Origin of the sequence: Acidisarcina polymorpha, assembly GCF_003330725.1 — a bacterium.
GTDB classification, from domain to species: domain Bacteria; phylum Acidobacteriota; class Terriglobia; order Terriglobales; family Acidobacteriaceae; genus Acidisarcina; species Acidisarcina polymorpha.
Genome location: NZ_CP030840.1, coordinates 987,823 through 1,001,402 on the forward strand (window position 1 = coordinate 987,823; position 13,580 = coordinate 1,001,402).

The following is a 13,580-nucleotide window of genomic DNA, read 5'->3' on the forward strand; positions in this document are numbered from 1 at the left end:
GACGCCACAATGTTGATCGCATCGCTTGGCGATGTCAAGTCCGAGTTTAGAACCTGTTAGGCGCACATGATAGGTTCCACAATCGAATCGGCAGAAGGCCTTCCGTTTAACTCTTGACCCTTTGCGCGAAAACCTTCACAGTGTCCGGGGGATCAATCTGCTACCTACTTGTACAACTTGTAACAACTTGCTTCAATATGAAGACAGTGCTCGGAGCGACGATCCATGAACCAGCGACACGTACAAAGTAAAGAACTTCAAGCACACGCGAACTTCTCTTCCGGTCAGCCATGATTGTGGATGCAGCAGCTGCACTGCTTTAAAGCGTTCATCGGCCTCTCGTCGCCGGATGCCCTTCCAGTTTGAACCCCGCCAATGATTTTGGAGGCCTAAGTTCTACGGCCTAAGGAATGAGCTGCTCCCGAGGCGGCGGCCAGCATTATGAGAGTTGGAGGCATTCATGAGTGAAAAAGCGTGAATGCGCCTCATGCTTTTCGATAAAGCAAGAAGCAAAAGCAGTATTGTCAGTCCGACGTCGGCCGCCTGGTTCTCTCCGTAGACACTGACCGAAACGATCTCGATCAAATCTACAACTTTGGTGGTACAGACAGGTTACCGGTTGTCGCATATAAACGTGGCCATGCGCTAACCCTTGTACTTTGCAGGGAGGAGCGTTTGTAGATACTCTAAGTGCTCCTCAGGCTCGTCATCACCGACAGCGCGACAGTTCGCTGCCAAGCCACACACGCTCTCAGTACAGCGATCTTTCGCTTGACTCCTCTTCCCAACCCGATCAACATGATGACGTCTTTTGAGACAGGGCCATAAAGGTGTCCGCCAATCCTCCTCTTCCCTCAACCCTAAACTTTAGCAAAGGCAACCAGCAGCCGTTTGCGAAAGCCGCTTCCGCGCCGCGTTCCTCTCAAGGAGCAACCATGAAGATCTTTTTGCCCGTAGTATTTTCTCTGCTGGCCATCGGTCCATTGGCCATGGATGCCCAAGGCGTCGATTCCTCGACCACCGCAACCGCCAGCCAGAAGCTCACCTCCTCGAGGCTTGTCTCGTCCGCGAAAGCCGTATCGCCCACGATCAAGGCCGACTACGGCAAACTGCCTTTAAGCTTTGAAGCCAATCAGGGTCAGAGCGATCCACAGGTGAAGTTCCTCTCCCGCGGCCAGCGCTATTCGCTCTTCATTACTGACAGCGCCGCGGTGCTGGCGCTCACCAAGGAGCTTCCATCGCAGCCGAAGCCAGCTGCGTTGGGCGGCAACGCTGGGTTTGAAAAAGCAGCAAACATCAAGTCGGATGTGGTGCGCATGGAACTCGCCGGGGCGGCGCGCGGCATGCAGGTGAGCGGGGTCGACCCGCTGCCGGGCAAAGTGAACTACTTCTTCGGCAAAGACTCGTCGAAGTGGCACTCGAACGTGCCGACTTATGCCAAGGTGAAGTACAGCAATGTTTATCCGGGCATCGACCTGGTCTACTACGGCAACCAGCAGCAGTTGGAGTATGACTTCATCGTCGCGCCACGCGCCAACCCGAAGCAAGCGCGGCTGCACTTCGCCGGCGCCAGCAAGCTGAAGCTCAACTGCGGAGGCGATCTAGAGATTATTGCTAAGGACGGCGAGATCGCCTTTCATAAACCGGTTGTCTATCAGTTGAAGGATGGACAGCGTCAGCGAATCGAAGGTGGCTTTCATCTGCTGGCGAACAATACCATCGGCTTCACGCTTGCAAATTATGACCATAGCCGGGAATTAGTGATCGATCCGGTCTTGGCTTATTCGACCTACTTGGGCGGAAGCGGAACTTCCCAAGCTACAGCGATAGCAGTGGACGCGAATGGAGAGGCGTATGTCACCGGCGATGCCTATTCATCTGACTTTCCTGTGACCGCGGCCGCGTTCCAGACTACCTTTCAATCTTCCTTCGAAGGACGCGTCGCCTTTGTCACCAAGTTCAATCCTGCCGGGACAGCTTTAATCTATTCGACTTTTATAGCGCCGGGCAGCCCTACCGGGATCAAGGTAGACAAGGAAGGAAACGCCTATTTGACCGGGATCGCTTCATCGGAATATTTCCCGGTGACCGAAGGTGCTTTTCAAACTGTCGACAAGTGTCCCTTCTCCCAAAGAGTTTTCTGCTCAATTGGATTTATCTCGAAGTTGAATCCCAAAGGGTCTGCGCTCATCTACTCCACTTACTTAGGCGGGACAGGCAATCCGAGTCCAAGCGGTTATCCGTTCGATACGCCGAACGCCATCGCCATCGACTTGGCGGGAAACGCGTACGTGACCGGTACGGCAGTCTCCTCCGATTTCCCTGTGACCAGTAACGCTTTCCAGAAAAAACAGAACTGCACGCACTCTGTTAATAGTTGTAGCAACGCATTTGTCACGCAATTGAATGCCACAGGGTCGGCGCTTGTCTATTCGACATATCTAGGCGGAAGCGGGGTGGCATCAGGCACGGCGATAGCGGTTAACGTTGCAGGCTCCGCTTTCGTCACCGGGAGCACGACGCCGGAATTTCCGGTCACTGCAGAGGCTTTCCAGAGGGTCCTGCCAGGTTCCCAGAGCTTTGTCACTAGATTAAATCCCGGTGGCTCTTCCCTGGCGTACTCCACCTTACTCGGCGACGCCGGGGGCGGAGAGACTGACGCGGCGGGAATTGCGGTTGACTCCGCGTCTAACGCCTATGTGACCGGTCTTACTTATGGCGCCGATTTCCCGGTCACTGGCCACGCTTATCAAAAAGTCAACCGAGCGCTCGCCAACTCCGGATATGACTCGTTTATTTCCAAACTCAACCCATCGGGTTCGGGCCTGGTCTACTCAACCTATCTTGGAGGAGGTGCCTTGCCCTATGACCAAATTCGATATTACGGCGATGCCGCTGCCGGAATCGTGATCGACCGCTTGGGAAATGCGTTTGTGACAGGCTGGGCGTTGTCGTCCGATTTTCCTGTTACTAGTGACGCACTAAAGAAGACCAACAGCAACAGCAGTGATTCGTTTGTTACCGTATTTAATAGCAACGGTTCGGGATTGATTTATTCGACCTATTTTGGTGGCGATCCAATTTACAACGGCCCAGACGCCACCACAAGCATTGCAGTCGATGGGCTCGGGAATGCGTACATCGCAGGTTACGAGTCCTCCTATGACTTCCCGACGACACCAGGCGCTTTTCAGGTGGTTAATCCGGCCGAAAAAGATCTTGAGGCTAGCCGAACTGCTTTTACCGCCAAGTTCGCCTTCCACGGGGCAACCACCACAACCGTCACCTCGAACCATAGCTCAGCACCCGTCGGCGAGGAGGTCGCATTCACTGCCCATGTTGAGCCGCTCGGTGAGAGCGGTATTCAGACTGGAGGCATCAGCTGGAAGGTCGACGGGCAGGTCATCGCCCATTCTCCACTGGACGGCAACGGCGACGCTACCTACTCAACCGGCAGCCTCTCCGCTGGTCCTCATTTGATCGTCGCGGCCTACCTGGGGGAGCCGGACGTGTACTCGGCAAGCAGCGGAACAATCACGGTCACGGCAAACCAAGTAGCCACCCCAACCTTCCCCAAACTGGGAGGGACTTACCCAACTGGAGAGACGATCAAGATCGAGACATCTACGGCCGGCGCCTCCATCTACTACACAACCAACGGGATCACACCAACCACTGCCTCCACGAAGTACACCGGACCCCTCCTCATTTCTGAAACGTCGACGGTAAAAGCGATCGCCGTTGCAAGTGGCTATGCGAACAGCCCGGTAGCTTCCGCCACCTACACGATCACGCCTGGCGCGATCACTACTACAACTACGCTCATATCCTCGGCAAACCCCTCGACGGCCGGAAACCCTGTGAAGTTCACGGCCACAGTCATCGCGGCTTCCGGGCCTGCTCCAACGGGAACGGTCACCTTCAAGAATGGAGGCGTCGTTCTTGGCAGCGCGCCGCTGACTGATGGCACAGCCTCCTTGACCGCTTCGAACCTAGCTCTCGACGGCAATGCTATTGCGGCCATCTACACCGGCACCGCTACCGATGCAGCCAGCGCAGCAACCCTCACTCAACAGGTGCGGTAGACCTGCCTCACACGAAGGCCACACGCAGCGTGACAATTCATGCTGCCACTGTACTTGAGACATAGCTTGACTCCTCTTCCCAACCCGATCAACATGATGACGTCTTTTGAGACAGGGCCATAAAGGTGTCCGTCAATCCTCCTCTACCCTCAACCCTAAACTTTAACGAAGGCAATCAGCAACCGTTTTCGAAAGCAGTTTTCGCGCCGCCGTTCCTCTCAAGGAGCAACCATGAAGATCTTTTCTGCCCGTAGTATTTTCCCTCCTGGCCATCAGTCCGTTGGCTACCGATGCCCAAGGCGTCGATTCCTCGACCACCTCAACCGCGGGCCAGAACCTCACGTCCTCGAAGCCTGTATCCTCGGCAAAAGCCCCATCCCCCGCAAACATGGCGACCTACGGCAAGCTGCCCCTGAGCTTTGAAGCCAATCACTGGCAGAGCCATCCGCACGTCAAGTTCTTATCGCGTGGCCAGAACTACTCGGTCTTTCTCACCGACAACGCTGCGGTACTGGCGCTGACTAAGGGCCTTCCTTCGCAGCCAAAAGCCGCTGCGATGGCCGGCAAGCCTTGGATTAAGACGGATGCCAAGGTCAAGACCGAAGTGGTGCGGATGGAACTTGCGGGCGCCGCACGTGAATGCAGGTGAGCGTGCTCGACCCGTCGCTCGGCAGTGCCAACTACTTTATCGGAAACGATTCGGCGAAGTGGCTTACGAACATACCCACTTATGCGAAGGTCAAATACAGCAACGTCTATCCCGGCATCGACCTGGTCTACTACGGCAACCAGCGGCAGTTGGAGTATGACTTCGTCGTTGCGCCGAATGCCGATCCGAAGCAGGCACGGCTTCACTTTGCCGGAGCCAGCAAGCTGAAGCTGAACGACAGCGGCGACTTGGAGATCCTTGCCAAGGACGGCGAGATCGCCTTGCACAAGCCGGTCGTCTATCAGGTGAAAGATGGACAGCGTCAGTTGGTTGAGGGCAACTTTCGGTTAATGGCCAACAATACTGTAGGATTCACGCTGGCGAGCTATGACCGCAGCCGGGAGTTGGTGGTCGATCCGGTCTTGGCGTATTCCACCTTTTTAGGTGGGAGTTACGATGATTTTCTGACCTCGATAGCCTTGGATGTACAGGGAAATGCAGTGATCGTCGGGATGAACCTTTTGACCAATTTTCCCGTCACGAGCGGCGCTTACCAGAAGACCGTGAAAGATATGTTCGTCACCAAGCTGAACACCGCGGGGGCGACCCTCATCTACTCCACTTATCTTGGCAGCACTAACTCCGAAGATCCGAGGGGTGTCGCAGTGGACGCCTCGGGCAACGCCTATATCACCGGCTCCACCTACTCCACCGACTACCCCGTCACACCCGGCGCCCTGAAGACACTCTTCCATCACGATGCGGGCGCTCCCACGGGGTTTGTGACCAAGTTGAACGCTGCCGGGTCAGGGCTTGTCTACTCCACCTATCTGGGGGGAGGCGCCACCGATTTACCTTCCGCAATCTCTGTCGATACGGACAACCGGGCATATGTGACGGGTACTACATTATCGCCTGACTATCCGATCACCGCCGGCGTTGTTCAACCAGTAAGCAATGCATTGAAGAATGGTCTTTCCAGCATTTTTGTGATGAAGCTAGGTTCGCTTGGCGGGGGCCTAATCTACTCTACCTACCTGGGGGGTAGCCAACCGACGGCGGCACGCCGACTACTGCCTCCACGCAGTACACCGGACCGATCCAGATTTCCGCAACCACGACCGTCAAAGCAATCGCCGCTGCGAGTGGAGACATAACCAGCTCCGTGGCTACGGCGACCTATACGCTCACGCCTGGCGCGATCACCACTACCACCACGCTCTCGCCCCTCGGCAAACCCGGGCGAATATTTGGTTGTCGGCACTGCTATCTCCTCGCCTATGAGGTGCAGCGCGACAAAGATCATGAGCGGGCACTTCGACGCAGACAGGCCCTCCATGAGCGTCTCCGAGGATTCAGTGGAATTGCCCACGGTCTCCCCTCCCGTCCGAAGGGTATGCATCTGACAACTTACGAAAAGCTAACCTCGCGGTGGCTTCAAGCCGATATGGAAATGAACTTTGGAGCAGCTTCGTACTCCAAAATGGGGTACTGTGGATGAGCCGTTGGAGATTTCGGGGTGCCATGTGCGCGTCCTAGATAAAACCTTCCCGCTCCACACGACTAATAGGTCGATCACTCACTAGAGGAGTACCGAAATCTCAGATGATGCAGGCCTGCAAACACATCCGCGCCACCGCCAAGGTGAGCGTTCATCGTGGGATTGATGGCGGCCCGCGCATGGCTAATGTCAAGATTCGTTGCTCCGATTGCGGCGAACCATTTGAAATTCCTTGGAGTAGAGACCGAGGGACCGACGGACCGTCCGAGCGTGGACGTTAAGGCGCAGGATCTGCGCGTGCCGATCGCGGTACGGAGCGAGGTTGAGACGAAAACAACGAAGGAGAGAATACAGTAATAGAAGTATTAGCCCTAGAACCCGTAAAGGGGCCTATTGCACCTGTTGGGTAAGGGTTGCCGCGCTGGCGGCATCGGTGGCGCTGCCGGTGTAGATGGCAGCGATGGCGTTGCCGCCGACTACCAGTTTTGAGGTGGAGAAGGTTGCCGAGCCATAGACTAGCGGTGCGCTGCCAAGAACGACGCTTCCATTCTTGAAGGTGACCGTTCCCGTTGGAACAGGCCCGGAAGCCGCGATGACTGTGGCCGTGAACTTGACAGGGTTTCCGGCCAAAATTGCACGATGTCCAATCAATACGAACTGCGTACTTCAGGGTTTCCCATTCGCCGCCCCCTTTTCGAGCCTTATAGGACAAGATCAATTCAGACCTACCCATGTAAGCGCAGATGTCGGCCCTCACCTCACCACTCCGCGACCAGGTGAAGATGCTTGAGCGTCCGGTGACCAGCATCCCCTTCCTTTGCAGCCAACGCACATCGAGATTGCGGTAGTCCGCCGCAGTATCCTTGCAACTCCACCGCTTACCACTCCCCGCTCCTCCCATAACTGATGTCCCAGGATTCTCCGAAATCATTAGGCAAACCGCGTATTTCAGCATTCAAGTTGGCACCTATTGGCCTGGGCGGGGAGCGAACTCCCCGTCCTTCAGGTAGAGCTTTCGGGTATGCATTACCTTCGCCCGGCTGAGGCGAAACTCAGAAGCTCGGAGCCGCTCGCGCCCGGTGGCCTCCTTGATGCGGTGATTGCTTGATAGGGTGACAGCATGATCTTGATCCTTGATCACATGATTCGTGATAAGAAGATTCCTGTTCACTGATTGCCCGGGCGCTCAGCGGACCAAACTCTCGTCACTCGAGAGTAGATTTCGCCCTCCGTCTTCTCTCGCGCGTCGAAGTTCTTACGGCAATCATCGACTTCGACCTGGAATACCTGGCCCTCAAGAAAAACCTGTGGGGTCATGAGCTGATTTTTGCAAGGCAGTTCGCCATGAGCGATAACCCAGGCAGAGAAGTACCGGCATTGCCGCCCGATCCGAGGCTTTGACGGGTCGTTACCTAAGTTATAAAAAGCACAAACTCTCACGGTCTCGGACTCTCCGAGCAATTCGAATTCGATCAGGATCGACCACCGTGAATATGTGCGCAATTACGAAGGCCCCCTAAATTGGGTTGTAACTGCGGCGTAGCGCCCGGGGGGCACCCGGGCGTAATCTGGGCCTTGCCACTCAAGAGCCTTCCCTGCGTCTATGTTTGCCATCTCTGCCTTGATGCTCGTCCTTTAGACTGGCACAAGCCGTTCTACTCAGGCCACGGTTGCTGCTAACGAGCGTGGCCTTTTTCCTTTGCCTGTCTCCTCACAAGGAGCGCGCGTCGCTTCTAGGCTCATCTCGGATAACCCGCTGCAGCTCCGACTCGCGGATCATGGTCCGGCTGCCCACCTTCGTCCGGCGCAACTTCCCCGAACTTAGCCATGCATGGATCGTGTATATGCTCAGACCGCCCAATTCAATGGCGAGCACGTTCAGAAGAGCACGAAGCAGGGTAATTCCCGCACGGCCAGGCAGATCGGGGCAGCGCACAAGACAGCGCTCGCTAAGGGTGAAGTTGGCATCAAGGAGCGGCGCAATGTTCCGGTCTTCAAAGCCGCAATGCGCGATTTCCTCAGCTGGTCCCAAAAGCAACATGAAGAGCATCCAGCTACCTTTCGGCGTTATCTCGTGAGCAGTGCCGCTCTGGTGAGGCACTTCGGAGACGTATAACTCGACCGCATCACTCCGGCGGATGTCGAACGGTTCAAGGCGGAGCGCGGAGCGGATAAAGGCCAGAGAACCAAGCGCCGCATTAAGCCTGCAACTGTAAACCGCGAACTCGCTTGCCTAAAGGCCCTCTTCAATCACGCGATTAAGGCTGATCTACCCTTGCTCAATCCGGTTACCCGAGTGAACCTCCTGCCGGAGCAAAATGAACGAACCCGACTACTGAGCTTCGAAGAGCTGCGACGATATTTTGCTGTTGCGACGCCCGTGCTCAGGGATGTGGCCACCCTAATGCTCGAAACGGGGATGCGCCCGGAAGAGGTCTACCGAATACGACAGGAGAATGTGAGCTTGGTCGGCAAATTTCTGATAATACCCTATGGCAAGACGAAAGCTGCCCGGCGGCGGATCCCCCTCACGTCTCCCGCGAAGAGTGTACTTGCCCGGCGGATGAGCGACCTTGACGGCCCGTTCCTGTTTCCGTGCAAGACGAATTCAGCGCGGCCCATTCCGAAGGTGAACAACGCTCACGACCGCGCGGTGCGGGAGAGCAAAGTTGCGCCGTTTCGGCTCTACGACCTACGGCACACCTGGGCCACGCAGGCGGCGGAGTCCGGCATAGATCTAGTAACGTTGGCTGCCCTATTGGGCCACTCAAAGATTCAGATGGTGCTGCGGTATGCCCACCCGACGCAAGAGCACCAAACGAGAGCCGTCGAGCGGATGGAGCGCTTTGTTGCAGCGCGCAGGGATGGATCCCCTTCTCGGTCTTTGGGTGCGACCAGAACTCCCGCAATAACAAACGACAGTGAACCGCTACAATATTCGCTACATCAACTTTTCGAAAGTCTCTAAAGAACGCTGGAATCTATTCCAAACATTGGAGGCGCGGGTCGGGATCGAACCGACGCATAAAGGTTTTGCAGACCTCTCCCTTACCACTTGGGTACCGCGCCCTATTCATAACCCTGTCGCACGGTGACGGGCAGAACGATCGGAGGGATCAGCCCGCACTGCACGGTTCCAACTCTGCCCGACTAAGCTAAGGGGTAGCGTAGGCTTCGGAGATTGGAGCGGGAGACGGGACTTGAACCCGCGACCCTCGCCTTGGCAAGGCGATGCTCTACCACTGAGCTACTCCCGCGTTATTACTCTGCGAGTATATCGGTCGGCTGCCGGGAAGGTCAACGTCGCGGCTTCGCTTCTACCTGACTCGCAACCTCTTCAACGTGAATCACGCGACCAGCCCCGGGTTCGACCCCGACCATCTCTCCATCGCGCATGTGCAGGATCCGGTCCCCGATCGACGCGGCCTCCTGATTGTGCGTGATCATCAGCACGGTCTGCTTGAACTCCCGATTTGTGTTCCGGAGCATGTCAAGGACCGCATCCGAGTTCTTGGTGTCGAGGTTTCCGGTCGGTTCGTCGGCAAGAATGATCGCGGGCCGTGTAATTAAAGCGCGCGCAATGGCAACGCGCTGCTGTTCGCCGCCGGAAAGTTCCGAAGGGCGGTGATCGAGCCTGCCCTTAATCCCCAACAAATCGGCCAGGTGGTCGAGGTAGGCGGGATCGAGCGGATCTGGCCTGCCGGCTATCTCATAGCCGATTTCAATGTTTCCTCTGCCGGTTAAAGTGGGAAGCAAGTTGAATTTTTGAAAGACGAATCCGATGCGGGACTTCCTCATGCGGGTCCGTTCGGCATCACCGAGCGTCGCAAAATCAACGCCGTCAATAATCAGCTTACCCGCGGTTGCGCGTGCCAAACCACCGAGAATGTAAAACAGCGTCGACTTACCGCTTCCCGAGGGCCCAACCACGCTCACGAACTCCCCACGCTCGATTGAAAAAGTCGCATTGCGCAGCGCGGGGACCTCGATCTTGCCTGACCGATAGGTTTTGCTGAGGTGTTCGGCGATGATAATAGGCTGCACACTCAAGATTGTAAATGCCCCGGGTGAGGTTGCGGCTGTCGGCTTTTCAGGACCATGCATGCCTTCGCTCTAGTCGCGGGCTTTGGTCAAGAGGCGTACGCCGGCATCTCGTGCCTGGCCGATTGATCACGGTGGTCCGGTGAGTTCAAAGATCCGGCAGGCACGAAGTGCGACTTCTTGGGTCCCCGCTTTCTGGCCAGCATCAGTCGTACCCGGTCCAGCACCTCTAGAGGCGAGCAAGCTCCTTTAGGAAGAAAGCAATCGGCATAGGTCGAGCGCTCATATGCCTTCACGCAGCCACTCATGAGCATGATCGGAACCTGGGGAGAGATGTCTTTCATGCGGCGGGCAAGTTCATTCCCGTCCATCCGCGGCATATTCAAATCGCACAGAACGAGATCAATTCCCCCCAGGCGGAAGAGTTCCAGGGCCTCTTCAGGCACAAGCGACGCAAGTACACGATAGCCGCGGGTTTCTAGCATAAATTTTCTTACCGACAGGGCCTGTTCGTTGTCATCGACGCAAAGGATCACTTTCTTGGGGCGCATAACTTCCTGACTGCTCCGGCGGGGACGCGGGGAGCGGAACGCAGGCACACTTCGAGCGTGCCCGCGGAGTGGGGGTAACCACGGCCAGATCCATTTGGGCCAAGGGGCGGCGTTTGCGCGGCTGCGAGTTATCTGCTAATGGGCGCAGGAATCCTCGAAAAGCCGCACATCACCGCGCTGACCGTCAGTTGACCGGACGCGGAAGGACGTAAACGCATGGCACGGGACCCGCTTTGATTTCAGGCAGCCCGAAGTGTCGCTATTCTCACAGGCGCTGAGGCCTGCTGAAAGCCGACAAAACAAGGCACCCGACGAAGCGTGATTCGGCGCGCTGTTGCTTTTATCAAGTTGTGGATCACTCGGCGAAAGTGAAGTTCCTTTTCAGGAACGCTTCGCAAGCGTACGAAGAGTTGCGCACTCTCGCAATGGAGAATAGGCAGCGAAGACTCACGGAATTTCTGCCTAGAGTTTCACGCGATTTTGTTGGTAGCTGATAAACATTGACGATAAGGGGTGCCGAGCCTGTTGAAACTATGTGAATCACTCAAGGAAAACATGGCCCTTTGCCACGAAAGTGGTGCTGCCTCCAACCTTCACTTGGTCGACGGAACCAGCGGCCCGCTCAGCGCTGACGTATAGATCACTTCGACGGCCAATCTCTGTGCCTTGAATTAAGTGCACCTGCTCTCCCGATTTGGCAAGCCCATGCCGAACCAGGTAAGAGATGGCACAACCAGCTGCTGAGCCAGTCGCCGGGTCTTCGCCGCTATAAAACTGCATGCGCGCTCGCCAGGTCGCCGTTTCGCCAGAGACCGGCGCAAGGCAATAGAAAAATCGTGCGTCCCGGCTCACGAGATACCTGCTCGCCTCTCCCTGCGGGATCTGTAAGCGGCCAAGGACCTCGAGGGAACGCAGAAGCACGACGCAATACGGGAGGCCCGTAGAGACGGTTTGCGGGCCAGGATCGATCGCCAGGTCGTCAACCTCCAGACCGAGCGCCTGTGCGGCCTCCGCGGGGTCATGCATGCCGCCGAAGATGGGTTTCGGCTGGGTCATGACCCCATAAGTGCCGGAGTTTTGGCTGCCGTCAAGCGAGAATCGCACCGGCACCTTTCCGACATTCAGATCCAGGATGACTTCTTCTGCTCCGGCATACTCGCCGAAGAATGCCCGGATTGTAGCGGCCGTCCCGAGAGTGGGGTGGCCCGCGAAAGGCAGTTCTTCCCGGGTGGTAAAAATGCGCACGCGAACTCCCTCCATGCGTTCGATCTCGTGCGCCCGGCGAAGGATGAATGTGGTCTCGGAAAGATTTGTCTCGTTCGCCAGCTTCTGCATCTCGCTGGCAGTCAAGTCTCCTGCGTCCTCGAAGACTGCCAGCTGGTTTCCCTGAAATGGAGTTGCTGTGAAGACATCGCAGAGGCGATAGGGTAGAGCCAAGCGGGCTGCTTCGAGCAATACTGGTTTCGCGATGGTCAATTGACACTCTCCTTGGCTGGCTCTATTCTGTGAAAGTCGCTGGTATCTACGGGATGTTTTCTCCTGCTACGGGATTCCGGCAGTTTTCCAATGAAATGATCTTGATCGCCTTCATTCCGGCTCGTGCCTGCTGCTGTTGTTGCAGTACGGCGAGGGCTTGTCTCCAAGGCTGATCTTAGTCTCCAGGCATTATCCCCCGCCCGCCAGTGCACACTGAAGCGGGTTTTTTTATTTCCCGCAAAGTCGCCACATCGAGCCGAACTGCAGAAAGAGAAATCACATGAGCACTGCGACCGAAAGCAGAATTCCCCGTATTAACGAGCAAGCGCCAGACTTCCAGGCGAAGAGCACTCATGGCGTCATCAAGCTCAGCGATTACACCTCTCAGGGCAGATACGTGCTGCTCTTTTCGCACCCATCAGATTTCACTCCGGTGTGCACGACTGAGTTTATCGAGTTTGCACGCCGGCATGACGATTTTGAGAGGCTGAATGTGCAGCTGATCGGCATCTCGGTGGACAGCATTTACTCGCATATCGCCTGGGTGCGTGATATCGAGGAGCATGCAGGGGTTAAGATCCACTTCCCGGTGGTCGCCGATCTCGATACCAAAGTAGCTCAGCTTTATGGGTTGATCCACGAAGGAGCATCGGACACCTCGACGGTGCGTGCCGTCTTCGCCATCGACCCCAAGCAGAACATCCGCGCAATCATCTACTATCCGATGCAGCTCGGACGCAGTGTCGATGAACTGATTCGTGTATTCGAGGGGCTGCAGACGATTGATGGCAACGCCGTTTCCGTGCCTGCGAATTGGCAGCCAGGTGAACCGGTCATTGTCCCAGCTCCCGCAACCGTCGCCGACGCCAGCAAGCGCACCAACGGTGGGGGCGCAGGACTCGATGTGCAAACCTGGTATCTCTCCAAGAAAACGCTGGGCAAGGAAGCCAGCAAAGAATTGGCAGGAGACGCGAAGTAGGTCGCCCAGTTCGCGTTTATTACAATTCAAAAGATGAAATGCTTCTTGGCCGGATGATCAGGCCAAGAATGGGCACCGGTGGCGAAGTGGCTAACGCGCTGGTCTGCAAAACCAGTATTCGCGGGTTCAATTCCCGCCCGGTGCTCCACTCAAACCTTAGAATTGCTTTTACACCTTGCGATAACCAGCTTACGTTCTTGATATTCCACTCTTCAATCCCCTTCCCTGATGTGAATGCCAGTTAACTGGCTGGCCTCCAAGGCACAATCTTCACCACACTCGCGTTTGTCCCGTGTTT

General features: G+C 56.2%; 11 protein-coding genes and 3 tRNA genes. 8 read left to right on the forward strand and 6 right to left on the reverse strand.

Annotated features, from left to right (window positions below; genetic code table 11):
• Positions 1–935: 935 nt before the first annotated feature.
• The 4 genes from ACPOL_RS04385 to ACPOL_RS04400 all read left to right on the forward strand — a co-directional run bounded on the left by ACPOL_RS04385 (position 936) and on the right by ACPOL_RS04400 (position 6,235).
• A complete protein-coding gene (locus tag ACPOL_RS04385) occupies positions 936–4,085 on the forward strand; it encodes a DUF7948 domain-containing protein (protein ID WP_150132906.1) in 3,150 nt (1,049 codons plus the stop codon).
• Between the two features lie 280 nt (positions 4,086–4,365).
• A complete protein-coding gene (locus ACPOL_RS04390) occupies positions 4,366–4,734 on the forward strand; it encodes a DUF7948 domain-containing protein (RefSeq protein ID WP_114205981.1) in 369 nt (122 codons plus the stop codon).
• Positions 4,725–5,891, forward strand: coding sequence for a DUF7948 domain-containing protein (locus tag ACPOL_RS04395; RefSeq protein ID WP_114205982.1), 1,167 nt, complete (start codon positions 4,725–4,727; stop codon positions 5,889–5,891). Before ACPOL_RS04390 ends, ACPOL_RS04395 begins: the two co-directional genes overlap by 10 nt.
• Complete coding sequence (locus ACPOL_RS04400) at positions 5,840–6,235, forward strand: hypothetical protein (protein WP_414633357.1); 396 nt, start codon at positions 5,840–5,842, stop codon at positions 6,233–6,235. The genes ACPOL_RS04395 and ACPOL_RS04400 overlap by 52 nt, the downstream gene beginning before the upstream one ends.
• Positions 6,236–6,625: 390 nt before the next feature.
• Here the strand turns inward: ACPOL_RS04400 and ACPOL_RS04410 are convergent, their stop codons facing one another.
• On the reverse strand, positions 6,626–6,865 hold the full coding sequence (locus ACPOL_RS04410) for an Ig-like domain-containing protein (protein ID WP_201759094.1): 240 nt from the start codon (positions 6,863–6,865) through the stop codon (positions 6,626–6,628).
• Between the two features lie 1,201 nt (positions 6,866–8,066).
• Here ACPOL_RS04410 and ACPOL_RS34525 point away from each other — a divergent pair.
• Both ACPOL_RS34525 and ACPOL_RS04430 read left to right on the forward strand, forming a co-directional pair.
• Positions 8,067–8,351: a hypothetical protein gene (locus tag ACPOL_RS34525; protein WP_236657232.1), complete on the forward strand. Its 285-nt coding sequence runs from the start codon at positions 8,067–8,069 to the stop codon at positions 8,349–8,351.
• Positions 8,352–8,627: 276 nt separating this feature from the next.
• Positions 8,628–9,203: a tyrosine-type recombinase/integrase gene (locus tag ACPOL_RS04430; protein WP_414633358.1), complete on the forward strand. Its 576-nt coding sequence runs from the start codon at positions 8,628–8,630 to the stop codon at positions 9,201–9,203.
• Positions 9,204–9,229: 26 nt separating this feature from the next.
• On the opposite strand, the gene ACPOL_RS04435 is transcribed toward ACPOL_RS04430, so the two are convergent.
• The 5 genes from ACPOL_RS04435 to ACPOL_RS04455 form a co-directional block, all read right to left on the reverse strand.
• A tRNA-Cys gene (locus ACPOL_RS04435) sits at positions 9,230–9,304 on the reverse strand.
• A gap of 113 nt (positions 9,305–9,417) precedes the next feature.
• Positions 9,418–9,492: transfer RNA gene (locus ACPOL_RS04440), tRNA-Gly, on the reverse strand.
• Positions 9,493–9,532: 40 nt separating this feature from the next.
• Complete coding sequence (locus ACPOL_RS04445) at positions 9,533–10,339, reverse strand: ABC transporter ATP-binding protein (protein ID WP_114205988.1); 807 nt, start codon at positions 10,337–10,339, stop codon at positions 9,533–9,535.
• A 26-nt stretch (positions 10,340–10,365) separates the two neighbouring features.
• The gene (locus tag ACPOL_RS04450; protein WP_114205989.1) at positions 10,366–10,827 is read right to left on the reverse strand and encodes a response regulator; all 462 of its coding nucleotides are present in this window, start codon (positions 10,825–10,827) and stop codon (positions 10,366–10,368) included.
• A gap of 540 nt (positions 10,828–11,367) precedes the next feature.
• Positions 11,368–12,303 carry a PhzF family phenazine biosynthesis protein gene (locus tag ACPOL_RS04455; RefSeq protein WP_114205990.1) on the reverse strand — a complete coding sequence of 312 codons (936 nt, stop codon included), beginning with the start codon at positions 12,301–12,303 and terminating at the stop codon, positions 11,368–11,370.
• A gap of 280 nt (positions 12,304–12,583) precedes the next feature.
• Here ACPOL_RS04455 and ACPOL_RS04460 point away from each other — a divergent pair, with 280 nt between their 5' ends.
• Positions 12,584–13,282, forward strand: coding sequence for a peroxiredoxin (locus ACPOL_RS04460; protein WP_114205991.1), 699 nt, complete (start codon positions 12,584–12,586; stop codon positions 13,280–13,282).
• A gap of 72 nt (positions 13,283–13,354) precedes the next feature.
• Positions 13,355–13,430, forward strand: a tRNA-Cys gene (locus ACPOL_RS04465).
• Positions 13,431–13,580: the final 150 nt, after the last annotated feature.

What these genes read in the sequence shown, in the direction of transcription:
- ACPOL_RS04385 (WP_150132906.1), top strand. Translation starts at nt 936, where the DNA reads ATGAAGATCTTTTTGCCCGTAGTATTTTCTCTGCTGGCCATCGGTCCA.
- ACPOL_RS04395 (WP_114205982.1), top strand. Translation starts at nt 4,725, where the DNA reads ATGCAGGTGAGCGTGCTCGACCCGTCGCTCGGCAGTGCCAACTACTTT.
- ACPOL_RS34525 (WP_236657232.1), top strand. Translation starts at nt 8,067, where the DNA reads ATGGATCGTGTATATGCTCAGACCGCCCAATTCAATGGCGAGCACGTT.
- ACPOL_RS04445 (WP_114205988.1), bottom strand. Translation starts at nt 10,339, where the DNA reads ATGCATGGTCCTGAAAAGCCGACAGCCGCAACCTCACCCGGGGCATTT.
- ACPOL_RS04450 (WP_114205989.1), bottom strand. Translation starts at nt 10,827, where the DNA reads ATGCGCCCCAAGAAAGTGATCCTTTGCGTCGATGACAACGAACAGGCC.
- ACPOL_RS04460 (WP_114205991.1), top strand. Translation starts at nt 12,584, where the DNA reads ATGAGCACTGCGACCGAAAGCAGAATTCCCCGTATTAACGAGCAAGCG.